This window comes from Microbacterium oleivorans (assembly GCF_013389665.1).
GTDB lineage: Bacteria > Actinomycetota > Actinomycetes > Actinomycetales > Microbacteriaceae > Microbacterium > Microbacterium oleivorans_C.
Window position 1 is genome coordinate 416,611 of sequence record NZ_CP058316.1, and the last position, 26,302, is coordinate 442,912.

The 26,302-nt window shown below is 71.6% G+C and carries 25 protein-coding genes; 4 read left to right on the forward strand and 21 right to left on the reverse strand.

Annotated features, from left to right (window positions below):
* Positions 1–16: 16 nt before the first annotated feature.
* From HW566_RS02055 to HW566_RS15980, 8 genes are all read right to left on the reverse strand, one after another.
* Complete coding sequence (locus tag HW566_RS02055) at positions 17–733, reverse strand: ABC transporter permease (RefSeq protein ID WP_178009963.1); 717 nt, start codon at positions 731–733, stop codon at positions 17–19.
* Complete coding sequence (locus tag HW566_RS02060; protein WP_178009965.1) at positions 730–1,416, reverse strand: ABC transporter permease; 687 nt, start codon at positions 1,414–1,416, stop codon at positions 730–732. The genes HW566_RS02055 and HW566_RS02060 overlap by 4 nt, the downstream gene beginning before the upstream one ends.
* A 1-nt stretch (position 1,417) precedes the next feature.
* Positions 1,418–2,263: an ABC transporter ATP-binding protein gene (locus tag HW566_RS02065; RefSeq protein WP_178009967.1), complete on the reverse strand. Its 846-nt coding sequence runs from the start codon at positions 2,261–2,263 to the stop codon at positions 1,418–1,420.
* A 4-nt stretch (positions 2,264–2,267) separates the two neighbouring features.
* Positions 2,268–2,558 (reverse strand): DUF427 domain-containing protein, encoded by a 291-nt coding sequence (locus HW566_RS02070; RefSeq protein ID WP_178009968.1) that lies wholly within the window; start codon positions 2,556–2,558, stop codon positions 2,268–2,270.
* 115 nt (positions 2,559–2,673) lie between these two features.
* Positions 2,674–3,987 carry a GNAT family N-acetyltransferase gene (locus HW566_RS02075; RefSeq protein WP_178009970.1) on the reverse strand — a complete coding sequence of 438 codons (1,314 nt, stop codon included), beginning with the start codon at positions 3,985–3,987 and terminating at the stop codon, positions 2,674–2,676.
* Complete coding sequence (locus HW566_RS02080; RefSeq protein ID WP_178009972.1) at positions 3,984–4,925, reverse strand: 4-(cytidine 5'-diphospho)-2-C-methyl-D-erythritol kinase; 942 nt, start codon at positions 4,923–4,925, stop codon at positions 3,984–3,986. The genes HW566_RS02075 and HW566_RS02080 overlap by 4 nt, the downstream gene beginning before the upstream one ends.
* Positions 4,922–5,992, reverse strand: a complete 1,071-nt coding sequence (locus HW566_RS02085; protein ID WP_178009974.1) for an aldo/keto reductase — start codon at positions 5,990–5,992, stop codon at positions 4,922–4,924. Before HW566_RS02085 ends, HW566_RS02080 begins: the two co-directional genes overlap by 4 nt.
* Positions 5,993–6,157: 165 nt before the next feature.
* Entirely contained in the window at positions 6,158–6,382 is a 225-nt protein-coding gene (locus HW566_RS15980) for a hypothetical protein (RefSeq protein ID WP_256728826.1), read from the reverse strand.
* Between HW566_RS15980 and HW566_RS02090 the strand changes: the two genes are divergently transcribed.
* Entirely contained in the window at positions 6,359–7,774 is a 1,416-nt protein-coding gene (locus HW566_RS02090) for a stealth conserved region 3 domain-containing protein (RefSeq protein WP_256728827.1), read from the forward strand. The genes HW566_RS15980 and HW566_RS02090 overlap by 24 nt on opposite strands.
* Here the strand turns inward: HW566_RS02090 and HW566_RS02095 are convergent.
* From HW566_RS02095 to hemE, 10 genes are all read right to left on the reverse strand, one after another.
* Positions 7,719–8,639: a phosphodiesterase gene (locus tag HW566_RS02095; protein ID WP_178009976.1), complete on the reverse strand. Its 921-nt coding sequence runs from the start codon at positions 8,637–8,639 to the stop codon at positions 7,719–7,721. The two genes, HW566_RS02090 and HW566_RS02095, sit on opposite strands and share 56 nt — an antisense overlap.
* A 100-nt stretch (positions 8,640–8,739) precedes the next feature.
* Positions 8,740–9,585, reverse strand: a complete 846-nt coding sequence (gene rsmA, locus HW566_RS02100; protein WP_178009978.1) for a 16S rRNA (adenine(1518)-N(6)/adenine(1519)-N(6))-dimethyltransferase RsmA — start codon at positions 9,583–9,585, stop codon at positions 8,740–8,742.
* Positions 9,586–9,637: 52 nt separating this feature from the next.
* Positions 9,638–10,954: a glutamate-1-semialdehyde 2,1-aminomutase gene (gene hemL / locus HW566_RS02105; RefSeq protein ID WP_178009980.1), complete on the reverse strand. Its 1,317-nt coding sequence runs from the start codon at positions 10,952–10,954 to the stop codon at positions 9,638–9,640.
* Entirely contained in the window at positions 10,951–11,946 is a 996-nt protein-coding gene (hemB, locus tag HW566_RS02110; protein WP_178009982.1) for a porphobilinogen synthase, read from the reverse strand. Before hemB ends, hemL begins: the two co-directional genes overlap by 4 nt.
* Positions 11,943–12,710 carry a uroporphyrinogen-III synthase gene (locus HW566_RS02115; RefSeq protein WP_178009983.1) on the reverse strand — a complete coding sequence of 256 codons (768 nt, stop codon included), beginning with the start codon at positions 12,708–12,710 and terminating at the stop codon, positions 11,943–11,945. The genes hemB and HW566_RS02115 overlap by 4 nt, the downstream gene beginning before the upstream one ends.
* Positions 12,707–13,660: a hydroxymethylbilane synthase gene (gene hemC, locus HW566_RS02120; protein WP_178009985.1), complete on the reverse strand. Its 954-nt coding sequence runs from the start codon at positions 13,658–13,660 to the stop codon at positions 12,707–12,709. Before hemC ends, HW566_RS02115 begins: the two co-directional genes overlap by 4 nt.
* A complete protein-coding gene (locus HW566_RS02125) occupies positions 13,657–14,871 on the reverse strand; it encodes a ferrochelatase (RefSeq protein ID WP_178009987.1) in 1,215 nt (404 codons plus the stop codon). The genes hemC and HW566_RS02125 overlap by 4 nt, the downstream gene beginning before the upstream one ends.
* Complete coding sequence (hemQ, locus tag HW566_RS02130) at positions 14,871–15,560, reverse strand: hydrogen peroxide-dependent heme synthase (RefSeq protein WP_178009989.1); 690 nt, start codon at positions 15,558–15,560, stop codon at positions 14,871–14,873. Before hemQ ends, HW566_RS02125 begins: the two co-directional genes overlap by 1 nt.
* A complete protein-coding gene (locus HW566_RS02135) occupies positions 15,557–16,945 on the reverse strand; it encodes a protoporphyrinogen/coproporphyrinogen oxidase (RefSeq protein WP_178009991.1) in 1,389 nt (462 codons plus the stop codon). Before HW566_RS02135 ends, hemQ begins: the two co-directional genes overlap by 4 nt.
* On the reverse strand, positions 16,942–17,964 hold the full coding sequence (hemE, locus tag HW566_RS02140; protein WP_256728930.1) for a uroporphyrinogen decarboxylase: 1,023 nt from the start codon (positions 17,962–17,964) through the stop codon (positions 16,942–16,944). Before hemE ends, HW566_RS02135 begins: the two co-directional genes overlap by 4 nt.
* Positions 17,965–18,128: 164 nt before the next feature.
* Here hemE and HW566_RS02145 point away from each other — a divergent pair, with 164 nt between their 5' ends.
* Positions 18,129–19,385 carry a glutamyl-tRNA reductase gene (locus HW566_RS02145; RefSeq protein WP_178009994.1) on the forward strand — a complete coding sequence of 419 codons (1,257 nt, stop codon included), beginning with the start codon at positions 18,129–18,131 and terminating at the stop codon, positions 19,383–19,385.
* Entirely contained in the window at positions 19,382–20,359 is a 978-nt protein-coding gene (locus tag HW566_RS02150) for a LacI family DNA-binding transcriptional regulator (RefSeq protein ID WP_178009996.1), read from the forward strand. The genes HW566_RS02145 and HW566_RS02150 overlap by 4 nt, the downstream gene beginning before the upstream one ends.
* 10 nt (positions 20,360–20,369) lie before the next feature.
* Here HW566_RS02150 and HW566_RS02155 read toward each other — a convergent pair whose 3' ends face one another.
* Genes HW566_RS02155 through HW566_RS02165 form a run of 3 tightly spaced genes read right to left on the reverse strand, consistent with a single transcriptional unit; the run spans position 20,370 to position 23,956 of the window.
* On the reverse strand, positions 20,370–21,308 hold the full coding sequence (locus HW566_RS02155; RefSeq protein ID WP_178009998.1) for a TatD family hydrolase: 939 nt from the start codon (positions 21,306–21,308) through the stop codon (positions 20,370–20,372).
* Between the two features lie 3 nt (positions 21,309–21,311).
* Positions 21,312–22,880: a methionine--tRNA ligase gene (metG, locus tag HW566_RS02160; protein ID WP_178010000.1), complete on the reverse strand. Its 1,569-nt coding sequence runs from the start codon at positions 22,878–22,880 to the stop codon at positions 21,312–21,314.
* A 59-nt stretch (positions 22,881–22,939) separates the two neighbouring features.
* A complete protein-coding gene (locus HW566_RS02165) occupies positions 22,940–23,956 on the reverse strand; it encodes a LacI family DNA-binding transcriptional regulator (protein ID WP_256728828.1) in 1,017 nt (338 codons plus the stop codon).
* A 189-nt stretch (positions 23,957–24,145) separates the two neighbouring features.
* On the opposite strand from HW566_RS02165, the gene HW566_RS02170 reads away from it, so the two are divergent.
* Positions 24,146–26,167, forward strand: a complete 2,022-nt coding sequence (locus HW566_RS02170; protein ID WP_178010004.1) for a beta-galactosidase — start codon at positions 24,146–24,148, stop codon at positions 26,165–26,167.
* The last annotated feature ends 135 nt before the right edge of the window (positions 26,168–26,302 follow it).

A 26,302-nucleotide genomic window follows, 5' to 3' on the forward strand; every position in this document is an offset into this window, starting at 1 on the left:
TGGGTCGGATGGAAGGTCAGGCTGTCGCGGCGACGGGGCGGCGCCGGCGTTCGGGAGCGGCGGAGGCAGCGCGGATGCCGCGTGGCACGCTCGCGCGCTGGAGGAGCGCGAACACCGCGTCGAGGAGCAGCGCCAGGATGGCCAGGACGAGCGCCGCACCCAGCACCTGATCGATCGCACGCAGGTCGATCCCCTGGATGATCCGGAAGCCGAGGCCGCCGAGGTCGGTGTAGCCGGCGATCGTGACGGTCGCCACCACCTGCAGCACCGCCGACCGCACGCCGCCGACGAGCAGGGGCATCCCGAGCGGCACCTCCACCCGCCAGAGGATCTGCCACTCGGTCATGCCGACCGCGCGTGCGGCGTCGATGGTGCGGCGGTCGATGGCCTGGAGGCCGCTGTAGGCGCCTGCCAGAAGGGCCGGGATCGCGAGCACCACGAAGGTGATGAACGCCGCCTCGGTCTTCTGGGTGACCCCGAGGAGCAGGATCAGCAGGATGAGGAGGCCGAACGACGGAATGGCCCGTGCGGCACCCGAGACGGCGACAGCGAACTCACGACCCTTGCCGGTGTGCCCGATGGCCCATCCGATGGGCACCGCGATGACGGCTGCGATGAGCACCGACACGGACGTGTAGAACAGCTGCTGTCCGACGAGCACCGGCACGGAGTTGCTGCCGGTGTACTGCGCGGGATCGAGCAGCCAGGCGATGGCGTCGACGAAGACGTTCATGCGGTCGCCTCCACCCGGCGCCGTGCCCGGCGACGAGTCGCACGGGGCGACGCGGTGCGCGCCCAGGGCATCACGAGACGCCCGAGGAGCACGAGGAGGGCGTCGATGAGCAGGGCGATCACCGCGACGGCGACGATGCCGGCGAAGACCTCTTCGAGGAGGCGGCGCTGGATGCCGTTGGTGAAGAGGTATCCGAGGTTCGTCACGCCCACGAGGATTCCGACGGTCGCGAGCGACACGGTCGAGACCGACATGACGCGCAGGCCCGCGAGCACGACCGGACCCGACAGCGGGAGGTCGACCGCCCAGAATCTGCGGAACCCGCCGTACCCCATTGCGGTCGCGGCCTGTCGCACACCCGGATCGACGGAATCGAAACCGTCGGCTACCGAGCGCGTCTGGATCGCGATGGCGTAGATCGTGAGCCCCACGATGAGGTTGGTCTCGGTGCGGATGCCGTACCCGAGCGCGCTCGGCAGCAGCACGAGGAGGGCCAGAGACGGGATCGTGTACAGCAGACCGGTCAGGGTGATCACCCAGCCGCGCAGCAGCCGGTACCGCCAGGCCACCCAGCCCAAGGGCACCGACAGGACGAAACCGAGCACGATCGCGATGACGCTCTGACGGATGTGGTCGAGCGCGAGCGAGAAGATGAGGTCGAGGTTCGACCAGATCCACGACACTTCAGGAGCCGCCCTCGGCGTCGCGCCCGGCGGCGCCCTCGACCAGGGTCCCCTGGGTGCGCCCCTCGGAGTCGACGAGCACCGCCCCGCGGCTGGTGCGCTCGACGCGGAGGGCGCGCTTGCCCCGATCGACGCCGATGAAGCTCGCGACGAACTCGTCGGCGGGATCGCGGATGATCTCGCTGGGCGATCCGACCTGGAGCTTGGTGGCGCCCGCGGCGAGGATGACGACCTGGTCGCCGAGGAGGAAGGCCTCATCGACGTCGTGCGTGACGAACACGACGGTCTTGCCGAGATCGCGCTGCAGCCGCAGCAGCTCCTGCTGCAGCTCGGTCCGCACGATCGGGTCGACGGCGCCGAACGGCTCGTCCATCAGCAGGATGTTGGGGTCGGCCGCCAGACCGCGGGCGACGCCCACGCGCTGCTGCTGACCGCCCGAGAGTTGGCTCGGGTAACGGTCTGCCATCTTCGTGTCGAGACCGACGGTCTCCATCAGCTCGAGTGCCCGGCGCCGCGCCTCCCGCCGGCCCGTGCCGGTGAGCACCGGGACGGTGGCGATGTTGTCGGCGACGGTGAAGTGCGGAAGGAGACCGGAGTTCTGCATCACGTAGCCGATGCGCCGGCGCAGCTGCACCGGGGACCCGTCGGCGACGCTCTCGCCGTCGATCTCGATGGTGCCCGAGCTCGGGTCGACCATGCGGTTGATCATGCGCAGCAGGGTCGTCTTGCCGCATCCCGACGACCCCACGAAGACCGTGGTTTTGTGCGAGGGGATGACGAGCGAGAAATCCTGCACCGCGCGGGTGCCGTCGGGGAACTCCTTGCCGACGTCGCGGAACTCGATCACCGATTCAGCTCTCGATCACGACCGAGCGGTCGAACGCGACGTATCCGGAGAAGTCGGTTCCCACCCGCTCGATGGCCGTCGGGTAGGGGGTCGGATACGACCACGCCTTGTCTGAGGACCCGGCGACGTCGAAGTACTGCGCGTCGCCCTTCCAGGCGCAGGTGTACGCCGTGTCGCTCTCGGTCAGAACCCCCTCGGCGATGCTGCGCGGCGGAAAGTACCAGTTCCCCTCGATGCGGACGAGATCTCCTTCGTCGGCTTCAGCGATGATCGTGTCGCCCAGTCGTGCACGCATGGCGCCGCCCTCCGTTGTGGACTCTCACGGTAGCGCCCGCCGCCGACACCGGGCGTCGTGTTGCGTCATGTCGTGAAATGGACTAAAAAAGCGCCGATGCCGGACCGGCCGCGCCTCAGTACCAGATGCCCAGCCGCGGCGTCACCGGCGAACCGAGCACACGCGCGCAGGCCGCGGCATCCGACGCCGAGACCCGGCCGGCGCGGGCGAGGGCGACGACCGACACTCCGCCCAGGTACAGCGCCGACAACTCCACGATCGACAGCTCGAGCACGATCGCGTCCGAGGCATCCGTACGCGTCGCCGTCCGGGTGACCGTCGCCTCCCCGTCGCCGTCGACATCGAGGACGAAGTCGCCGTCCGCCAGCGCGAGCGGGTCCGTCACACGCAGAAACAGCCGGCCCGCCGCGCCGTACGTGCGGGCACCGAGCGCGGCCGGCACGTCGAGGATGCGCAGGTACTGATGGTCGGACACCGACACGGACGCCGCGCGCCAATCGCCGATCATCCAGAGCACCGGCTCGTCGGTCGCGCGCAGCTCGGCGTGGACGTGCGAGACGAGATCGAGCTCGAGCACGAACCGCCACAGCGCGGCGTAGGCGTCGTCGGTCTCGGCGAGGAGGACCGAGACCTTCGCGGTGCCGTGGACGATGTCGCCCTCGTGCGCCGATATCCGGTAGGTGAGGATGCCGCGCACCTCCCCCGCCACGTCGCAGTAGCGCACGCACCGCACGTCGCCGCCGTCCTTCGCGTCGGAATCGGTCCCGGTGAAGCGGTCGTCGTGTCCCGGCGGGAGGGCGATGTCGCCGGGCGTGTGCCGACGCACGCGTTCGTGCAGCGCGACGACGAGGTCGCGAGCGGCCGTCCGATCGACGAAGTCGACGCGACCCTCGGGTCGGGGACCGCTCCACCGGACCCGGCGGGTGTCGATGTCGAGGGTCGCCGCATCCGCGGCCGCCGCGAAGCCGTAGCGGCCGTAGAGCGTCGACTCGGTCACCGTGAGCATCGCGACCGGGCAGCCGGCGGCGGCGATCGTGCGCAGCTCGCCCTCGAGCAGCGCTCGCGCGATGCCCCGCCGGCGGTGGGTCTGCGCGACGGTGACCGCGCTGATCGCCCCGGCCGGCACCGCGCCGCCGGGTACCGTCAGCTCGCTCGGCCACGACGCCACCGTGCCCACGGCCACCGCGGGGAGCGCGCCGCCCGCGTCGTAGACGCCGGTCAGCCGGCGTGCGGCATTGCGGCGGCGGGCGGCGGCGAGCTGTTCGGGCGAGCTCTCCCCGTCCTGGAAGCCCCGCGCCACCGCGTGCAACCAGCCCTCGAAGGCATCGGAGTCGGCGGGGACCGTGCGGTACTCCAGCTCCCGAGCGGCCAGCGAGGCACGCGAGCGCCCGTCGACCTCTCGATCGAGCCAGGTCTGGTCGAAGGTCATCGGGTCACCACTTTCGCGCCCGTCACCGGGCCGTAGACATGGCGGGCACGGCGGCCCGCGGCGGACAGATCGTGCTCCAGGCGTCGCGCAGCCTCGACGTCCGCAGCGAGGAGGGCGACCGTCGGGCCGGAGCCCGAGACGAGGGCGGCCACGGCGCCGGCGGCGACACCTGCCGCGATCGTGGCCGAGAGGTCGGGGCGCAGCGCGCACGCGGCATCCTGCAGGTCGTTGCGCAGCGCGCCCGCGAGGAGCTCGGGCGATCCCGAGCGCAGCGCCTGCAGCACGACCGGGTCGACGTCGGGCACGGTGGGCTCGGGCGCGATGTCGGGACGGTTCCGCGCTCGCAACCGGTCGAGCTCGGTGTAGACGCCCGGGGTCGGGAGGCCACCGTCGTCGCTGACGACGACCCAGTCGAAACGCGCGCGTGCGAGCGCCGGACTCAGCCGGTCGCCCCGGCCCGTCCCGACCGCGCTGCCGCCCAGGAGGGCGAAGGGCACGTCGGCGCCCAATCGCGCGGCGAGCTCCTGCAGAGCGGGAGAGGTGAGCCCCGCGCCCCACAGCGCGTCGCACGCGACCAGCGCGGCCGCGGCGTCGGCGGAACCGCCGCCCATCCCCCCGGCGACGGGGACGGCCTTGCGGATGTCGAGGTGGACCCCGCCGAGGTAGCCGACCTCGCGTGCCACCAGGCGCGCCGCGCGCAGAGCGAGGTTGCGGTCGTCGGTCGGGACGCCGGGTACCGGCAGGCCGTCCTCACCCACCACGCGCACCGTGAAATCGTCGGCCGGAGTGGCGACGAGGTCCTCGAACAGCGACACCGCCTGGTAGACCGAGGCGACGTCGTGGTATCCGTCGGGCTGGACGGCCCCGACCTCGAGGAAGAGATTGATCTTGCCGGGGGCCCGGACACGCACGCGATCGGGGATCGCGCTCAGCGTCATGAGCCGTCCGACCCGGCCCAGAGCTCGCCGATCCGCCCGGCGATCTCGTCGATGCGACGCAGCTCGTCGTCATCGAAGTCCGGCCCGTCGAGGGCGGCGAGGTTCTCGTCGAGCTGCGCGGTGCGGGACGCGCCGATCAGCGCCGAGGCGACGACGGCGTCGCGCAGCGTCCACCGGATGGCGAGCTGGGCGAGGCTCTGCCCGCGATCGCGGGCGATGGCGGCGAGATCGCGCAGACCGGCGAGGGCCGACTCCGAGAGCCGCCCGTCACCCGGCAGCGAGAATCGCTGCATCGACCGGTCGGAGGTCCCGTCGTCGAGGTACCGCCCGGTGAGGAGGCCCTGCTGCAGCGGCATGAATCCGATCGCGCCCATACCGTCGGTGCGGAGCTGATCGGTCAGACCGCCCTCGATCCAGCGGTTGAGGATCGAATACGACGGCTGGTGGATCACCAACGGTGTGCCGAGGTCGCGGGCCACGGCGGCCGCGCGCGCCGTGCTCTCGGCGGAGTAGGAGGAGATGCCGACATAGAGCGCCTTACCCTGGCGCACCAGGGTGTCGAGGGCACCCACCGTCTCTTCGACGGGCGTCGTGTCGTCCTCGCGGTGCGAGTAGAAGATGTCGACGTAGTCGAGGTCCATCCGGCGCAGCGACTGCTCGGCACTCGCGATGAGGTACTTTCTCGACCCGTGGTTTCCGTAGGGGCCGTCCCACATGTCGTAGCCGGCCTTGGACGAGATGATCAGTTCGTCGCGGTACGGCGCGAAGTCCTCGCGCATCATGCGGCCGAAGTTCGTCTCGGCCGAACCGTAGGGAGGGCCGTAGTTGTTCGCGAGGTCGAAGTGCGTGATCCCGCGATCGAAAGCGTGGCGAAGCACCTCGCGCTGACGGTCGAAGGGGATGTTGTCGCCGAAGTTCCACCACAGCCCGAGCGAGATCGGCGGCAGGTAGAGACCCGACGTGCCCACCTGCCGGTAGGAGGTGCGCTCATACCTGTCGGCGGCGGCGGTATAGGGACGGTGGAGGTCTCCGCCGCGCGAGGCGGGGAAGCGGGGCGAGGCGGTCACGGTCCGAGCCTACCGATCCGGCGCCGACGCACCAGCCGGGAACAACGACGTCGTCGACGGCGTTGACTCTGGGGAGGCTTCCCGTGCCCTCGACTTCCGGCGAATCGACGCAGATCCGCACGATGCACGAGGAAACACCGTCGTAACGGAGAATGTCTACTCTGCCTACATCCCATTCCCGAGGAGGAACCCCTGGCCCTTTCCGCTCTGCCCCGACGCGAGAACCCCTGGATCGACCTGCCCGCACGTCGCGACGACGTCGTCCTCGACGAGGGCCTGCTGCGTCTCGTCCACGACGACGCGACGCCCGACGCCGCACGCCAGGCCGACCTGCTGCTGATCGCCGACGCCCTCGACGCGGCCGGCGTGCGTGCGTTGCTCATCCGCCACGATCTGCACACGCCCGCTCTCGCGATCGACCTCGCCGATGCGGAGCGGGCCGCTGCCGCGCTGCGCACGCTCGGCCAGGAGGAGCCGCTCTATCTCAAGGCCAAGGGCTCCGCTCCCGTCTTCGCCGCCGACGCGGTCATCCCCGCGTCCGTGCCGAACGCGCTGCGGGCCTACCGGCCGCGGGTCACGACGACCGGTGGCCGCCGCTACGACCACGAGTACGGCGTGCGCCTGGAGTTCTGGAGCTTCGGCGAGACGACGGTCGAGGCGCCGCAGGCCAACGCGCTGATGCGCCGCGTGACGCCCGCCCAGGACGTCCGGATCGTCACCGCGACGCGATGGGAGCGCGACTGGCAGACCGTCGCAGGAATGCTCGAGCCGCACCCGCGCGAGGTGACCGACGACATCGACATGGTCTTCTCCTGGGTCGACGGCTCGGCCAGCGAGTTCCAGCGGCAGCGCGCGGCCCAGCTGTCGGAGTACGTCGTGGGCGAGGGCGACGACGGGCCCGCTCGGTACCGGCACGTCGACGAGCTGCGCTACGCGCTGCGCAGTGTGCACATGTACGCGCCGTGGGTGCGTCGCATCTTCATCGCGACCGACTCCCCGGCACCGGCGTGGCTCGCCGACCACCCGAAGGTCACCATCGTTCGCAGCGACGAGTTCTTCGCCGACCCCTCGACGCTGCCCACCCACAACTCCCACGCCGTGGAGTCGCAACTCCACCGCATCGACGGGCTCGCCGAGCACTTCCTCTATTCGAACGACGACATGTTCTTCGGTCGCCCGGTCCACCCGGAACTGTTCTTCTCCCCCGGCGGCGTCTCCTCGTTCGTCGAATGCGACGTGCGGATCGGCTCGGGCGATCCCCGCCTCGAGCGGTCCGGACACGACAACGGCCTCCGAGTCAATCGCGCCTTGCTCCAGGAGCGGTTCGGCCGCGTCATCGTGCGCGACCTCGAGCACTGCGCCGCACCCTTGCGCCGCAGCGTCATGTCGGAGCTGGAGGAGACCTTCGCCGCTGACTTCGCCCGCACCGCGGCATCCCGGTTCCGCTCCGCCACCGACATCTCGGTGACGAACTCGCTGTACCACTACTACGCGATGTTCACCGGCCGGGCGATCCCGACCTCGGTGCCACGCACCCGCTACGTCCAGACCACGCTGGCACGGTCGCTCGCGGGCATGGAACGCCTCGCGAAGCGGCGCGACATCGACATGTTCTGCCTCAACGACGGTGGCGAGACCGAGGTGCCCGAGGAGATCCGGGTGGCTTCGCTGCGGGACGTCCTCGAGCGCATGTTCCCCATCCGGGCGCCGTGGGAGATCCCGCTAGTCAGCGAAGCACGTGTACGGGACGCGTCGGCGGTGCGCTCCGGCGTGAAGCGCTGACCGGAGCGATGCCCGCGGCGGCCAGCCGTCGCTGCGCCTCGCTCGCGTCGGTGTACTCGAGCGTGACCGGCGCCTCGACGGGCACGACCGAGTGCACGACGGTCTCGTCGTACACGTGCACGAAGTTGAACGACTGGGCGCCGTCCTGGGGCCGGGTGCCACCCACCGGCACCGTGAGGTCCTGCGCGTAACACGTCGACGAGGCGACCGAGACCGGGATGCCGGCGAAGGTCGCGAAGGTCGAGTAGTGGAGGTGCCCGGCGATGATGGCGCGCACGTCCGACCCGCGGAGCACCGCGGCGAGAGAGCTCTGCTCCCGAAGCTCGACGCTCGCGGCGAGCGGCAGAACGCTCGGGACCGGCGGGTGGTGCATCGCGAGGATCGTGCCGAGCGGCGCCGGCGTCGCGAGCACCTCGCGCAGCCACTCCAGCTGATGCGGCCGCACCTCTCCGTGGTGCGCACCCGGGACGCTCGTGTCGAGGGTGATGAGCCGGAGCCCGTCGATCTCGTCGACACGATCGGCCACCGCATCCGTCGGCCGCTCGCGCCAGAGCGTCTCTCGGAAGCCGGCGCGGTCGTCGTGGTTGCCCATGACCCAGAAGATCCGGGTTCCCAGGCGCTCGGCGAAGGGCTCGACCAGGTCGCGCAGCTCCGCATACGCGTCGTGCTCGCCGAGGTCGACGAGATCGCCCGTGAAGACGATGCCGTCGGGGCGGAGCGCAGCGGTCTCGATCGCATCGAGGGCACGACGCAGGTGCGCTGCCGCGTCGACGCGGTCGAATATCTGCGAGCCCGCGGCTCGGAGGTGGGTGTCGCTCAGGTGCAGCAGCACCCTCTCGGGTGCCGGGTACTCGGCGGTTCGCATCGTCTCTTCCAGGCCGGGTGATGCTCGCCGCGACGCTCGCGGCTCACCCACAATGTTACCGGGATGTTTCGTGTGGTTCCGATGACGCGCTGATGAGCGTTCAGTGAACGGATGCCGCCAGCCGCACGAAATCGTCGATCGTCAGCTGCTCTCCGCGCAGCGTCGGGTCGATGCCGACGGCTTCGAGCGCGGCGGACGAGGTTGCCGCCGTGCCCCCGAACAGCGGGGCGACGGCTTGGCGGAGCATCTTGCGTCGCTGCCCGAATGCCGCGTCGACGACCGAGAACGTGCGCCGACGGAGATCGTCGTCGCCCCGCGGCTCGGCGTCCCGCTCGAATCCCACGAGCACGCTGTCGACATTCGGCACCGGCCAGAACACCTGGCGCGAGACCGTGCCCGCCAGGCGCCAACGGCCATACCAGGCGGCCTTGACGCTCGGGGAGCCGTAGATCTTCGAACCGGGGGCGGCGGCCAGGCGCTCGCCCACCTCGGCCTGGACCATCACGACCCCGCGTTCGAGATCCGGGAAGGTCTCGAGGAAGTGCAGCAGCACCGGAACGCTGACGTTGTACGGCAGGTTGGCCACGAGCACCCGCGGATCGCCGGGAAGCTCGGTCACCCGCAGCGCATCGGCGTCGACGACCGCGAGCATGCCCGGCTCGACCCCGTGACGCTCGGCCGTGAGGGGAAGCCGCGCGGCCAGCCGATGGTCGATCTCGACGGCCGTCACGCTCGCCCCGGTCTCGAGGATCGCGAGGGTGAGCGAGCCGAGCCCGGGGCCGATCTCGACCACGCGCTCCCCCGCCTGCACCCGCGCGGCCTGCACGATCTTGCGGACGGTGTTGGCGTCGACGACGAAGTTCTGCCCGAGCTTCTTCGTCGGCGTGACATCGAGGTCGGCCGCGAGCGAGCGGATCTCGGAGGCGCCGAGCAGGGTCACAGGCATGAAAACCAGCCTAGTTGCGACGCGCCCTCCCGCCCCGCCTGCTCGGTCTCGATCAGGCCCGGGTCGCCGCGGCCGCGGCGCGGGCGGCAGCGGGAAGCGCGCGTACGATGCGCTCGAGCGCGGCGTCGTCGTGGGCGGCGGTGAGGAACCAGGCCTCGAAGGCCGACGGCGGCAGCGACACGCCCGCGTCGAGCATCGCGTGGAAGAACGCGGCGTACGCGGCCGTGTCCTGCGTCGTCGCCGTCTCGTAGTCGGGAACTCCCCCGGCGACCGAGGCGCCGAAGAAGACGCTGAACAGCGTGCCCGCGGTCTGGACGACGTGCGGCACGCCCGCCTCGTCCAGGGCCGCGGACGTCGCGGACGCGACCACGTCGGCGGCGTGGCCGATGCGGGCGTAGACGTCGGCATCGGCGAGCCGGAGCGTGGCGAGCCCTGCGGCGACGGCGACGGGGTTCCCCGAGAGCGTGCCGGCCTGGTACACGGGCCCCAGGGGCGCGAGGAGCTCCATGATCTCGGCGCGCCCCGCGATCGCGGCCACGGGCAGACCCCCGCCGACGACCTTGCCGAATGCCAGCAGGTCGGGGGCGACGTCCTCGCCCGCCTCGCGCAGCACGCCCCAGTAGCCCGAGGGACCGGAGCGGAACCCGGTGAGCACCTCGTCGCTGATCAGGAGGGAGCCGTGTCGACGCGTGAGCTCGCGCAGGAAACGCGTGAAGCCCGGTGCGGGGGGCACCACGCCCATGTTCGCCCCCGCGGCCTCGGTGATCACGGCGGCGATGCGGTCGCCGTGCTCGGCGAAGACCGCATCGAGTGCCGCCTGGTCGTTGTAGGGCACCACGAGTGTCTGCGCCGCGATGGCAGCGGGGACCCCCGCCGACCCGGGCAGTGCGAGAGTCGCCAGCCCCGAACCGGCCTGAGCCAGCAGTCCGTCGGAGTGACCGTGGTAATGGCCGGAGAACTTCACCAGCAGGTCGCGCCCGGTCGCGCCGCGCGCGAGCCGGATCGCCGTCATGGTCGCCTCCGTGCCGGTCGAGACGAGCCGGATGCGTTCGGCGATGGGCACCCGTCGGCGGATCTCCTCGGCCAGCTCGGTCTCGGCCGGCGTGGACGCACCGAACGACAGGCCCCGCCCCGCGGCCTCGACGACGGCCGCGATCACCTCGGGGTGCGCGTGTCCGACGAGGGCGGGCCCCCAGCTGGCGACGAGGTCGACGTAGTCGCGGCCTTCGGCGTCGGTGACCAGCGGCCCGGCCGCCGACACGAAGAAGCGGGGCGTGCCGCCTACGGAGCCGAACGCCCGGACGGGCGAGTTCACCCCGCCGGGGATGACGGCGCGTGCCCGCTCGAACAGGTCGTCGTTGCGCGTCATGCGAGGTCCTTTCCGGAGCGGAGCCAGCCCGCCACTTCGCGTGCCCAGTATGTGAGGATGACGTCGGCACCGGCACGGCGGATGCCGATCAGCGACTCGCCGATCGCACGGTCCCGGTCGATCGCACCTGCGCGCGCGGCGAGCTCGATCATCGCGTACTCCCCCGACACCTGGTACGCCCACACCGGCACCGTCGCCGCGTCCGCGACGCGGGCGAGCACGTCGAGGTAGGGACCGGCGGGCTTGACCATGACGTAGTCGGCGCCCTCCGCGATGTCCTGCATCGCCTCGGCGACGCCCTCGCGCCCGTTGGCGGGGTCGAGCTGATAGGTGCGGCGGTCGCCCTGCAGGGTGGATTCGACGGCGTCGCGGAAGGGGCCGTAGAAGGCCGAGGCGTACTTCGCGGAGTAGGCGAGCAGCGCGACATCGCTGTGCCCGGCGGCGTCGAGAGCCGCGCGGATCACCGCGACCTGGCCGTCCATCATCCCCGACAGGCCGAGCACCTCGGCGCCGGCGCGCGCCTGGGCCACCGCCATGCGGGCGTACACCTCGAGCGTGGCGTCGTTGTCGACCGAGCCGTCGGCGGCGAGCAGGCCGCAGTGTCCGTGGTCGGTGAACTCGTCGAGGCAGAGATCCGCCTGCACCGTGATCGCGCCGCGCGCGGCATCCCGAGCGACGCGGATCGCACGGTTCAGGATGCCGTCCTCGGCGACCGCGCCCGAGCCCTGGGCGTCGCGCACCGCGGGCACACCGAACAGCATGATGCCGCCGACGCCGGCCTCGGCCGCGTCGCTGACGACCGTCGCGATGTCGGCGAGCGGATGCTGCATCACCCCGGGCATGCTCGCGATCGGCTGTGCCGCGTCGATGCCCTCCTTGACGAAGACGGGGAGCACGAGCTGCGCTGCGTCGAGGTGGTGCTCGGTCGAGAGGCGGCGCATCGCGGGAGTTCGGCGCGTGCGGCGCAGGCGGCGCTCGGGGAAGGTGCTCATGAGGGATCCTCTGCGGTTCGCGCGTCGAGCTCTGCCAGAAGGGCGTCGACGCTCTGCGAGTGGGCGGTGTGATGGACGGTGTAGCCGAGCTTCTCGGCATCCCGGGTCGTCCCCGGGCCGATCGAGGCGATGAAGACCTCGGGGCCGGGCACGCCGACCTGCCGGCGCAGCTCGCGCCCGACGCTCAGAGAGGTCAGCAGCACGGTGTCGATCGTGCCGGTGCGGACATCGGAGACGACGGCCGGATCGAGATCGACGCCCACGGTGCGATACGCGATGCAGACGTCCACCTCGTAGCCCTGGAGTTCGAGCTCGTCGCTGATGACGGCCATCGCGAGGTCGGAGCGCAGGACCAGGCAGCGGCCGGTCGAGCGGGGAGATCTGCCCGCGCACCACTGAGCGATCATGTTCGTCGCCGACGACGTGCCGACGGGGACGAACTCGACCTCGAACCCGGCATCGGCCACCGCCCTCGCCGTGGGTCGTCCGACGGCGGCGATGCGGGTGCCCACCGGGATGGTCGCCCCCGCGGCGACGAGCTGCTCGACGGTGGCGGCACTGGTGATGAACACCCACGCGTACTCCCCCGCCGCGAGCCGGGCGAAGGCGGCGTCACGGGCGGCGACGTCGCGCGGCGGGCGCGATTCGATGAGCGGTGCGACGACGCCGGTCGCGCCGCGTCGCTCGATCTCGGCGCGAACCCGGTCACCCCATGCACCGCCGCGCGGGATGAGGACGCGGCGCCCCCGCAGCGCGCCGGTCATCGGCTGGTCCCCGGCAGATCGGCGAAGTCGGCGGCACCGCCGTCCAGCAGCTCGGCGACGACCTCGGCGGCGATGCTCTCGCGCTGGTCGGGCGACGCGAGGTCCGCGTGCAGCGCGCGCGCGGCGCGCACGGTGCGCGCCCCCGCGGGGCCGTAGACCTCGGCGAGGAAGACCGTCTCGTCGCCCAGACCCGTCGCCGAGATCCCCACCGGGGCTGCGCAGCCCGCCTCGAGCCGTCGCAGCACGGCGCGCTCGAGGAGAGCCCGCGCCGCGGACTGGGCGTCGTCGATCAGGCTCACGGCGCGTCCGATCGCACCGTCGCGGTCCGCGGTGCGGATCTCGACGGCCAGCGCTCCCTGTCCGGCCGAGGTCGGCCAGGCGTCGAGGGCGAACGTCTCGCCGATCACACTGTCACGACCGATGCGTCGCAGTCCGGCCTCGGCGAGCACGACGGCGTCGTACTCTCCGTCGCGGACCTTGCGCAGCCGCGTATCGACGTTTCCGCGGATGTCGCGCACCTGCAGGTCGGGTCGGCGGCGCAGCACCTGGGCGACACGACGCGGTGACCCCGTGCCGACGACGGCGCCGGCGGGCAGGGCATCCAGCGTCGTCGCCGCGTCGGGACCGCAGAGGACGTCGCGCTGCGGCGCGCGCGACGGGACGGCCGCGATCTCGAGCCCCGCGTACGGAGCCGTGGGCAGATCCTTCATCGAGTGGACGACGAGGTCGCAGTCCCCGCGCAGCAGCGCCTCGCGCAGCGCCGTGGCGAACACGCCCGTCCCGCCCATCTGCGCGAGCGATCCGGTCAGCACGTCGCCGTCGGTCGTGATCTCGACCAGACGGACCGGGATGCCGGTGGACGCCGTGATCGCATCGGCGACGTGCTGCGACTGGGTGGTGGCGAGCAGACTCGCCCGCGTGCCCAGCCGCAGCGCCGGAGCCTCGGTCACGGCGCCACCCCCGCGAGCGCCGGCTGGAAGCCGAGACGCTTGTTCTCGCAGCAGCCGGGGCGGCACACGTCGTACCAGGGCCCCAGCGCGGTCACGGCGGGTCGCTCGTCGACGGGGGTCGCGTCGAGCCTCTCCTGCACGAGGTCGACCAGCCCGCTCACGTAGGCGGGGTGGGTGCTGGGCGAGGCCGTGCGGACTGCGAACAGGCCGTGCTCCTCGGCGGTCTCCATCGCCTCGGTGTCGAGGTCCCAGAGCACCTCCATGTGGTCGCTGACGAAGCCGAGCGGGACGATCAGGATGGCCCTGCGCCCGGCGGCCGGCAGCTCGGCGATCGCATCGTTGATGTCGGGCTCGAGCCAGGGCACCTGGGGCGGACCGGATCGGCTCTGGAACACCAGCTGCCACGGGCTGGTCGTGCCGAGCTCGGCGACGATCGCCTCGGCGACGGCCGTGTGCTGCGCGACGTAGGCGCCGCCGGGCCCGAAGCCGCGCTCGGGCGGACCGGAGCGGTCGGCGTCGGAGTTGGGGATCGAGTGCGTCGAGAAGAGGATCTCGACCTCGTCCGGTGCGATGCCGCGCTCGGCGACCGCCGCGAGCCCGTCGCGCAGCCCCTCGACGAACGGCGCCACGAAGCCCGGGTGGTCGAAGAACTGCCGGACCTTGTCGATCTGGATCTCGGCACCGAGCCCGGTGGCCTCCATCGCGTCGGCCAGATCCTCGCGGTACTGCCGGCACGAGGAGTACGAGCTGTAGGCGCTGGTCGCCACCGCGATCACCCGACGGTGACCGTCGGCGTGGAGCGCGCGCAACGCATCGTCGACGTAGGGCATCCAGTTGCGATTGCCCCAGTACACCGGCAGGTCGAGCCCGCGCGCCGCGATCTCGGCTTCGAGGGCGTCCTTGAGCTCGCGGTTGTGCTGGTTGATCGGCGACACGCCGCCGAAGTGGCGGTAGTGGTGGGCGACCTCTTCGAGTCGCTCGTCGGGGATGCCGCGGCCCGCCGTGACGTTCCGGAGGAAGGGCAGCACGTCGTCCTGGCCCTCGGGTCCGCCGAAGCCGAGCAGGAGGAGCGCGTCGTAAGTCGTGGGCTCGCTCACGTGGGGCGCACCGCTGCACGCCGCGGGACTGGCCGCGGGGACGGCGCATCCCGGCGCACAGGCCGGAGCGCTGGTGGCGCGGGGAGGCTTCGGGCGGAACTCGTTCTCGCTCATCAGGACAGCACCTCCGCGAGCTCGGCGATCTCGACACGCCGGCCGGTGTAGAACGGAACCTCTTCGCGCACGTGGCGCCGCGCATCGGTGGCGCGCAGGTCGCGCATCAGATCGACCAGGCTGATCAGCTCGTCGCTCTCGAGGGGCAGCAGCCACTCGTAGTCGCTCAGCGCGAAGGTCGACACGGTGTTGGCGATGACGTCCGTGAAGACCGCGCCACGGCGACCGTGCTGCGCGAGCATGGCGGATCGCTCGTCCTCGGGAAGCAGGTACCACTCGTAGCTGCGCACGAACGGATAGAGGCACAGCCAGTCGCGTGCATGCTCGCCGCGCAGGTATCCCGGCACGTGACGTTTGTTGAACTCCGCCTCGCGGTGCACGCCCATCGCACTCCATTCGAGCTCGAACGCCGCCAGTGCAGCCGTGCGGCGCAGAGCGCGCAGCGCCCGCTGCAAGGCGGCCGGGTCGTCGGCGGATCCGGGAGCGGTGTGCAGCCACACCATCAGGTCGGCTCCGCCGCGCATGCCCGTCACGTCGTACAGGCCCCGCACGGTCACCCCGGCGGCGGGCAGGTCGGCGACGACGCGCTCGATCTCGGCGAGGTCGGGCTCGGTCGGTGCCTGTGGGCGCGGACGAGGACCGGCGAGGATCGCGAAGAGGGTGTAACCGAGCGGGATCTGTTCGGTCATCGGGGCTCCTTTCGGACGGCGGGGACGGAGAAGAGCTGCTGCGCGAGGGCGCGGGCGTGCGGGATCACGGAGGCGAGGCCCGTGCCGGCGGCGACCGCGCCGGTGACGTGGATGCCGCGGACGGCGGCATCCATCACCGCGCGCGTCCAGTCGTCGGACTCCGCCGGCACCACCGCGTCGCGCCAGCGGGTGGTGATGATCTCGCCGATGTCGCCACGGTCGATGCGGACACCGGTCAGCTGCGTGATCTCGCGGGCGACGGCGGCGGCGGAGTCGAGACCCGCAGTGTCGTCGGCGCGGGCCGAGAGGCGCACCACGTGCGTGTCGGCGGCGAGGGCGGCACGGGCCCACGCCCACTTCGCATCGATGTGGGTCATCGCCTTGGCCGCGGTCCGGGCGCCGGGTGCCACGATGACACCCGACCCGACCGGCTCGGCCGAGAGCCCGACGGAGGTCACGGCGGCGGTCAGCAGCCGGACGGCCGGCTGGATCGGCGCGGAAGCGGCGTCGTCGATCGCCGCGGGCGTCATCCCGAGCAGCTGCGCCGCCGCGCGCGGTCCGGTGGCGACCACGACGCCGCGGGATCGCAGCGTCGCGTCGTCGAGCTCGACGGCCACGCCGCCGGCGCCGGCACTGAGCGCGCGGACGGTGCGGCTCGTGCGGATGTCGGCTCCGCGCGAGCGCGCCTGCGCAGCCACGGCTTCGGCGAGCCGCCACATGCCGCCGGCGATGCCGCCCACCGCCGTACCGCCCGGGGCGTCCGGCGCGACCTCGGCGGCGGCAGCGAGCAGCGACCCGGTGCGCTCGAACGCCGTCCACATCTTGGGGTGCAGTCGCGGCAGCGGCACCGCGGCGGCGGGCTGGGAGTAGATGCTGCGGCAGAGCGGATCGACGAGACCGTCGAGGAGGCCGGCACCCAGACGCTCCTCGACGACGTCGGCGAGCGACGCGGTCGGGTCGAGCGGTGTTCCGCCGACCTCGGCGGCGGCGCGCTGCGCGGCCCGCTCGCCGATGATCGCCACGACGTCGGCGGCGAGCGGATCGGCGGGAATGCCGATGACCGTGCGGCGCGGGAGCGGCAATCGGCTCCACCGTCCGCCCGCACGCGGCGACACCAGGTGCGCCGGCCCCGAACGGGGCGTCACGATCTCGAGCGGGAGGTCGAAGTCGGCGATCAGACGCGGCACGGCATCGGTGCGCTTGGCGAACGACTCCGCACCGAGATCGATGTCGATGCCGGCGAGGCGGCCGCGTCGCAGCATGCCACCGACGCGGTCGTCGGATTCGAGCACGACGACACCGGCGCCCGCGGTGGCGGCTTCGAGGGCCACGACGAGACCCGCGATGCCGCCGCCCACGACGACGAGGTCGACGTCGGACCTCATGCCGCTCGCCAGTCGTGCACGGTGCGCACGACGGAGCTGATCGCGTCGGGATCGGCTTCCATCGGCACGCCGTGACCGAGGTTGAACACGTGTGCGCGCGCCGCGCGTCCGGCCGTGAGGATGCGACCGATCGCGGCGTCGCGCACCGGCGCGGGCGCGAACAACAACGCGGGGTCGAGGTTGCCCTGCAGCGTCAGATCCGTACCGACCCGGCGCGCGGCCTCGTCGAGCGGCACGCGGTAGTCGACGCCGAGCGCATCGATGCCGATCGAGGCCATGTCGGCGAGGATCTCGCCCGTGCCGACGCCGAAGTGCACGAGCGGGATGTGGTCGATGCCCGCACCGGCGGGCACGGGGAGCGCGCGCACGGCCTCGAACGACGCCGCGGAGGCCGGGAGCGCTGCGGACCGGTAGTCCTCGGGAGGCAGTCCCCCCGCCCACGAGTCGAAGAGCTGCGCCGCGCTGGCGCCCGACGCGATCTGCAGCGCGAGGAACTCCCCGGTCACCCGGGCGAGCCACTCGGTGAGCGCGGCCCACGCGGCGGGATCTTCGTGGATGAGGCGTCGCGCAGCCATATGGTCCTTCGACGGGCCGCCCTCCACCAGGTACGCCGCGAGAGTGAACGGAGCGCCGGCGAAACCGATGAGCGGCAACGGCTCGCCGCGCGTCTCGGACTCCTCGGCGAGCATGCCGGTGGTCAGCTCCACCGCGCGGGCGATCGCCCCGCCGCGCTCGCGCACGAGGGCGGGATCGATCTCGACGGCGCGGGCGATGTCGGCGCCGGTGCGCAGCGGCTTCGAGAAGACCGGACCGCGTCCGGCCGCGATCTCGACGTCGATCCCGAGGATCGCGAGCGGCACGATGATGTCGCTGAAGAAGATGGCGGCGTCCACACCGTGGCGGCGAACCGGCTGGAGGGTGATCTCACTCGCCAGCTCGGGGGTGAGGCATGCATCGAGCATGGTGCCCTGCGAGCGCAGAGCCCGGTACTCGGGCAGCGACCTGCCCGCCTGCCGCATGAACCAGACGGGGGTCTTCTCGACGCGTTCGCCGAGCAGGGTGCGCACGAGACGGCTCGAGCCGGTCGCATGCGCGATGAGAGGGTGGGCGGATGCCGGAATGATGATCTCCTCGAATGAGTTAATCGATATACTAGTCACGATCTCAGGGGGTTCTTCCGCACGTGCTCGTCGCTCTCACCGCGCATCAGCGCTCTACGCCACTCGCTTCTCTGGAGCGACTCTCCGTCATCGGAGACGACGTCGGCACCCGGTTGACACAGGCCCACGAAGCCATCCAGGGGGCCGTCGTCCTCGCGACCTGCAACCGGTTCGAGGCGTACTTCGACCTCCGCGACGATGTCGATTTCCCCTCGACCATCCCCGCGATGGATGCCGCGATGGAGGAGATCGCCAAGCTCAGCGAGCTGCCGTACCGCACCGTGCGTGAAACCGTCGACTTCGAACACGGCAACCGTGTCGCCCACCATCTGTTCTCCGTCGCATCGGGCCTCGACTCCGTCGCCGTCGGCGAGGACGAGATCGCCGGCCAGGTACGCCGGGCCCTCGACGACGCGCGACGTGGCGGGCTGACCACCGCCCCGCTCGAGCACCTCTTCCAGCGGGCGACCGAGACCTCTCGCGCGGTGAAGAACAGCACGCGGATCGGCGAGTCGGGCCGCTCGCTCGTGCGCCTCGCACTCGAGCTCGCCTCGTCTCGGGTCGCCGACTGGTCGCGAGCCCGCGTGCTGCTGGTGGGCACCGGCCGTTACGCCGCGGCATCCCTCGCCGCGCTCCGCGACAAGGGTGCCACCGATGTCCGCGTGCACTCCCGATCGGGGCGCAGCCGCTTCGCGCAGCGGGAGCATCTCGTGGCCGTCGATGCCGAGCACTACGCCGAGGAGGCGGCCGCGGCGGATGTCATCGTCACCTGCACCACGACGACCGACACGTACGCGCTGACCGCCTCCGAGCACGCCGCACGTCGGGCCGGGGCCGAGCGCACCCAGCTGATCATCGACCTCGGTCTGCCGCGGAACGTCGACCCGGCGATGCGGGGCGTGCCCGACGTCGAGCTGCTCGACCTCGAGACCATCCGCGTCCACGCCCCGATCGACGAGTTCGCCACGCTCGGCGAGGCCCGTGAGATCGTCGCCGGCGCAGCCGCACGGCACGCCGCCGCCCGCCGCGTGCACGAGGTCGCCCCCTCGGTCGTCGCGATGCGCGGCTACATCACCGGCATCCTCGACGACGAGATCGACCGCGCGCGGCTGCGCGGCGAGTCACCGCAGGTCGAGGCCGCGCTCCGGCACTTCTCGGGTGTGCTGCTGCACCGGCTCATCGCCCAGGGCCACACGCTCGCCTCCTCCGGGTCGGGCGCGGCCTGGTCGGACGCCGTGCGCACGGTCTTTCCCGAGGCTGCGGGAGCCGAGCCGTCATGAGCCGACAGGTGACCCTGAAGGACATCGCGCTGCGCGCGGGTGTCTCCACGGCCGCCATCAGCCAGGCTCTGAACGATCGCGGGAGCCTGCGCCCCGAGACGCGCGAGCGCATCAAGTCGATCGCCGCCGAGCTCGGGTACCAGCCCAACAAGTACGCCGCCGCGCTGCGCAGCGGACGCACGATGTCGGTGGGCTTCGTCGTGCCCGAGGGCGCGGAGCTCGACCTGTCCAAGCGCGGCGCGCTGCATCGCAGCAGGCACATCGGCGCGCTCGTGCGAGCCGCAGCCGAACAGGGGTTCACCGTCACGATGCTCCCCGCCGCACGCCCGGATCTCCTGCGCGGGGCACAGATCGACGTGGTGTACTTCGCCGAGGTCGCCGCCGACGACCTGCTCCTGCGCGAGGCCGTCGGCCGCGGCATCCCGGTCGCGACGAACGATCTCTACGTCGACACGGACCTGTCCATCACGGTGCGGACCGGATACGACGAGGCCGTGCGTGCCGCTCTCGCACTGCTCGAGGCGGGCGGCGCGACCCGGATCGGCTTCCTCGTGGACGACGCCGGCTCGCCGCGCGACGAGATCGGCGAGACAGCGTACCGGGCGTGGAGCACGGTACGCGGCCGGACGCCCCTGGTGGCCCACGTCGATGCCGAGCACGGCTCGCTCCCCCGCCGGGTGGGCGAGCTGCGTGCCGCGGGCGCGGACGCGATCTTCTCGTTCGCCGAGGAGGGCCCGGCGATCTACCTCCAGCTCGAGGAGATGGACTTCGTCATCCCCCGCGACATGCAGTTCGTCGCGCTGTGCACCACCGACTGCGCGATCAATACCCGCCTGGGTGTGACCCACGTGTGCGTTCACCCCGAGCTGGCGCCCGCCGCGATGTTCCAGGCGCTGAGCACCGTGCGGGATGCGACCTCGCCGGATGTGGTCGATCTGCCGTGGGAGATCGTCCGCGGCTCGTCCACCCGCTGACCGGCGCCGTTCAGAACGGGCCGTAGACCTCGAGGGTGTTGGCGGCGACCTGCGCCGCGAGCTCGTCGACGTCCACGTTCAGCTCCTCGGCCATGAAGCGCAGGGTCACCGGGATCAGGTACGGCGCGTTCGGCCGGCCGCGATGCGGGGTGGGCGTGAGGAACGGCGCGTCCGTCTCGACGAGGATGCGCTCACGCGGAGTGACCGCGAGCGCGTCGCGCAGGTTCTGGGCGTTCTTGAAGGTGACGTTGCCGGCGAAGCTCGACCAGTACCCGCGGTCTGCGGCGATGCGCGCCATGTCGGCGTCGCCCGAGAAGCAGTGGAACACGGTGCGCTCGGGGGCGCCGACCCGCTGCAGCGTCTCGAGCACCGCGTCGTGGGCGTCGCGATCGTGGATCTGCATGGCGACCCCGTGCTTCTTCGCGAGCGCGATATGGGCCTCGAAGCTCGCGAACTGCGCGGGCAGGCCGTCCTCGCCGGTGCGGAAGAAGTCCAGTCCGGTCTCGCCGATCGCGCGCACACGAGGCTGGGCGGCGAGCTCGTCGATCACGCCGAGCGCCTCGTCGAGCCGGCCCGCGGCGGCGTACACGGGAGCCTCGTTCGGATGGACGGCCACGGCCGCCAGCACGCGCGGATCGGAGGCCGCGGCCCACGCCGACCATCGGGACGACTCGATGTCGCCGCCGGCCTGCACCACACCGGCCACACCCACGGATGCCGCGAGGTCGAGCTGTTCCCCGAGGGAGCGCGGCTCGTCGCCGTCCTCGATCTCGAGATGGGTGTGGTTGTCGTAGACCGGCACCGTCAGCGGTTCCGGGGGCGCCGGCCAGCGCACATCGCGCGCCGCCTGCGAGCGCTGCCGCACGTACTGCGAGACGTCGTCGGTCGGCTCAACGCGCAGTGACGGTGTCGCACGCCCCCGATCCGCGTTCTCCGGCGAGTCGACCATCGGTCAGGCGGTCTGCTCGACGCGCGGGAACAGCGGCGCGAGGCCGTTGACGCTCGTGCCGGCGGGGAGCACACCCCATGCGCCGGCCTCGCGGAGCAGCTGGTCCTCGAGGCGGGCGTCGATACCGAGCGCCGTCCACAGCTTCGCCGTCGACTCCGGCATCACGGGCGACAGCAGCACGGCCAGAGCGCGCAGCCCTTCGCCGGCGGTGTAGAGCACCGTGCCCAGGCGTGCGCGCTGCGAGGCGTCCTTGGCGAGAGCCCACGGCTCGTTCTCGGTGATGTAGCCGTTGAGGGCGTCGACGATCGTCCAGATCGCGGCGATCGCCTCGTCGGGCCGGAACCGCTCCATGGCCGTGTCGGCCGCGTGCGCGGCCTCCGACACCACGCGCTGGATCTCGAGGTCCGTCGCCGCGTATTCTGCCGGCGACGGGACGACACCCTCGAAGTAGCGCTCGATCATGGCGATCGTGCGCGAGGCGAGGTTGCCGAAGCCGTTCGCGAGCTCCGCCTGGTACCGCGCCGACAGGTCCTCCCAGGAGAACGAGCCGTCCTGTCCGAAGGCGATGGCCGAGAGGAAGTAGAACCGGTAGGCGTCGGAGCCGAAGACGTCGGTGATCTCGGTCGGCGCGATGCCGGTGAGCTTGGACTTCGACATCTTCTCGCCGCCCACGAGCAGCCAGCCGTGTGCGAAGACGCCGCGCGGCACGTCGAGCCCGGCGGCCATCAGCATGGCGGGCCAGATCACCGCGTGGAAACGCAGGATGTCCTTACCCACCACGTGGAACGCGGGCCACCGACGGTCGAACTGTTCGGGGTCGGTGCCGTAGCCGATCGCCGTGGCGTAGTTCAGCAGCGCGTCGACCCACACGTAGATCACGTGCGAGGGGTCCCACGGCACCGTGATGCCCCAGTCGAACGCCGAGCGCGAGATCGAGAGGTCCTTCAGGCCCGATCGCACGAAGGACACGACCTCGTTCCGCGCCGACTCCGGCCGCACGAAGTCGGGAACGGTCCGGTAGAGCTCGAGCAGGCGATCCTGGAACTCGCTCAGCTTGAAGAAGTAGTTCTTCTCCTGCAGCAGCTCGAGCGGCTTCGAGTGGATGGCGCACACCTTGAGACCCTCGAAGGCACCGGTGCCGGCGACGATCTCGGCCTCGGGCTTGAACTCCTCGCATCCGACGCAGTACAGCGCCGCGTACTCGCCCGCGTAGATGTAGCCGCGGTCGAACAGGGTCTGCACGAAGACCTTGACGCGCTCCTCGTGGCGTTCCTGGGTCGTGCGGATGAAGTCGTCGTTGGCCACGTCGAGGGTGCGCAGCAACGGGAACCACGACTCCTCGACGAGCTTGTCTACCCACTCCTGGGGGGTGACGTCGTTCGCCGCCGCCGCGCGGAGCATCTTCTGACCGTGCTCGTCGGTGCCGGTGAGCATCCAGGTGTCGTCTCCGGCCTGCCGATGCCAGCGCGCGAGCGTGTCGACGGCGACCGTGGTGTAGCCGTGCCCGATGTGCGGCAGATCGCTCGGATAGTAGATCGGCGTGGTGATGTAGAAACTGCGCCCGTTGCTCACCCCGAGATTCTAGTTCGCGGCGGCGGCGGCCCGGAGCCGTGTGTCGGGCCGGAGCGCGCTCAGGCGGTCTCGCGCACGACCAGGGTCGTCGGCAGCACGAGCGGATCCGGATCGCCCCCCGCGATGACCTGCAGCACCATGTCGACCATCGCCGAGCTGATCTCGGCCCAGGGCTGGCGCATCGTCGTCAGCGGCGGATCGTGGGTCACGGCGAGGCCGGAGTCGTCGAAGCCGGCCACCGCGATGTCGTGGGGCACGCGGCGCCCGCTGCGGCGGATGGCGGCGATCGCGCCGACGGCCATGACATCGGATGCCGCGAAGACGGCCTCGATGTCGGGGGCGCGCTCGAGGAGGCGGGTCATGGCCGCGGTTCCGGCGTCGCTGGAGTAGACGTCCTGCTCCACCAGCGCGGGATCGAACAGCTCGCCCATCTCGTCGCGGAAGCCCTCGAGCCGGTAGCGGCCCCCCGGCGTGTCGTCGGGCCCGGTGATCACGGCGATGCGCCGGTGTCCCTGCGCGAGCAGATGACGGGTCATCACGCGCGCCGACTCCTGCTCGTCGACCGAGACGGTCGGGACGCGGGCGCGGTCGCCGAGCGGAACGCCGGTGCACACGGTGGGGACGCCGGCGGCGATCAGGGAGGCCAGGAGCGGGTTCGACTCGTGCGACGAGATCAGCAGCACGCCGTCCACGTGCCCGGCCCGCACGTAGCGTTCGACGTTCGCCCGCTCGGCGGCGGTGTCGGCGATCATGAGCACCAGGGTCATCGACCGCTGCGCGAGCGCCTCGGTAGCCCCCCGCAGCAGCAGCGCGAAGGTCGGGTCGGCGAAGAGCAGGTGCTGCGGCTCGGTCAGCAGGAACGCCAGCGAGTTCGACCTGCCGGTGGCCAGGCTCCGCGCCGCGTGGTTGGCGGTGTACCCCGTCTCGCGGATCGCCCGGTCCACCGCCTCGCGAGCCTCGGGTGAGACCCAGTGTCCGCCGTTGATCACGCGCGACACCGTGCCGTGCGAGACACCGGCCGCCGCCGCGACGTCGCGGATGGTCGGTTTGCGCGACGCGCCGGTGGTGCCGTTCACGTCGGCGAGCATACTCCGGCCGGGGCCGTGCGCCCGGACGCGCGCCCGCAGCGCGCCTGCACAGCTGGGACCGGTCACAGTTCGGTAACGACAACGGTCACGTCGCCACTCCTCGCCTACTCTGGGACCATAACCTGTGACCGGTCACAGTTCGACCGGGCACCTTCACGAGACACGAGGACGCGTTTCATGCCTGCGAGCGTTTGGCCGGCCATCGACGGGATCGCCTACGGCGGCGACTACAACCCGGAGCAGTGGCCCCGCGAGGTCTGGCGCGAAGACGTCCGCCTCATGCGCGAGGCCGGCGTCAACCTCGTCAGCGTCGGCATCTTCTCCTGGGCGCTCATCGAGGTCCGCGAGGGCGAGTTCGACTTCGAGTGGCTCGACGAGATCATCGACCTCCTGCACGAGAACGGCATCGCCGTCGACCTCGGGACCCCGACCGCCTCTCCCCCCGCCTGGTTCTTCGCGAACCACCCCGACGCTCGCGCGGTCGACCGCGACGGCGTCGTCATGGGGTTCGGCTCGCGCGGCATGGCCTCGCACTCCGCACCCGCGTACCGCGAGGCGGCCGTCCGCATCGCGAGCACGCTGGCCGAGCGGTACGCCGAGCACCCGGCCGTGGTGATGTGGCACGTGCACAACGAGTACGGCGTCCCGGTGGGCGAGGACTACTCGCCCCACGCCGTCCGCGCCTGGCGCACCTGGCTGCAGGAGAAGTACGGCGCTCTCGACGCCCTGAACGCCGCCTGGGGCACCGCCTTCTGGGGTCAGCACTACACCGACTGGGAGCACATCGGCGCTCCCGCCACGGCCCCCTCGGTCATCAACCCCGCTCAGCGTCTGGACTTCGCGCGGTTCACCGACGCGCAGCTGCGCTCCTGCTTCGTCGCCGAGCGCGACGCGATCCGGCGGTTCTCGTCGCTCCCCGTGACCACCAACTTCATGGCCAACCAGCATCACGGCGTCGATCTGTGGTCGTGGGCACGCGAGGTCGACATCGTCTCGGACGACCACTACCTCTGGGCGGCGGACGAGGAGGGCGAGATCGGCCTGGCCATCGCCGCCGACCTCTCCCGGTCGGTCGGCGGCGGCAAGCCGTGGATCCTCATGGAGCACTCCACCTCGGCCGTGAACTGGCAGCCGCGCAACGTCGCCAAGCGGCCCGGAGAGATGGCCCGCAACTCGCTGTCGCATCTCGGTCGCGGAGCCGACGGCATCCTCTTCTTCCAGTGGCGCGCCGGACGCTCGGGCGCCGAGAAGTTCCACTCGGCGATGCTCCCGCACGCCGGCACGTCCTCGCGCGTCTTCCGCGAGGTCGTCGACCTCGGCGCCCGCCTCGGCAAGCTCACCGAGATGCGCGGGTCGCGGGTGCACGCCGACGTCGCGATCCTGTGGGATTTCGAGTCGTTCTGGGCACAGGACCTCGAGTGGCGTCCGTCCGAGGACGTCTCGCACGACGAGCGCATCCGGGCCTTCTACGAGGTGCTCTGGCGCGACAACATCGCCGTCGACTTCGCGCTGCCCGGCCATGACCTCTCGTCGTACAAGCTGGTCATCGCCCCCGCGCAGTATCTGCTGCGCCAGGCCGACGCCGACAACCTCAACGCGTACGTCGAGGCGGGCGGCACCCTCGTGGTGTCGTTCTTCTCGGCGGTCGTCGACGAGAACGACGCCGTGCATCCCGGTGGTTTCGCGGCGCCGCTCGAGCCCGCCCTCGGTATCCGCGTCGAGGAGCACCTGCCACTGCGTGCCGGCATTTCGACCACGATCACGCTGGGCGACGACACATTCGCGGCCGACATCTGGCACGAGCACCTCGTGGTCACCGGCGCCGAGACGGTGGCGACCTACCTCGACGGACCGGGGGCCGGCCAGCCCGCGATCACCCGCCGGCGACACGGCGCCGGAACCGGCTGGTACATCAGCACCCGACCGGATGCCGCCGCATTGCGCGCGGTGATGAGCCAGGTCTACGTCGAAGCGGGCCTCGCACCCTTCGACGCCCCGGCCGGCCTCGAGGTGATCCGACGCTCGGGTGACGAGCACGACTTCGTCGTCGCGATCAACCACTCCGCGACCGACGCAAGACTCGCCCTCGACGGCGTCGACCTGATGACAGGCGCCGCCATCGAGGGCACGCTGGAGGTGAGTGCGGGCGACGTCGCCGTCATCCGCGCACCGCGCACAGCAACCGGGGGTGGTCGCTGACCGACCCCACCGCCGGAGGACAGCCGACGTCCCCCGGCATGCACTGAGAAACCGCCGACGCCACCCGGCAGCGGCATCCCACACCGGTCGTGACGGAGCGACCTCTCGCGAGGTATCCCGATCGACCACTTCGGA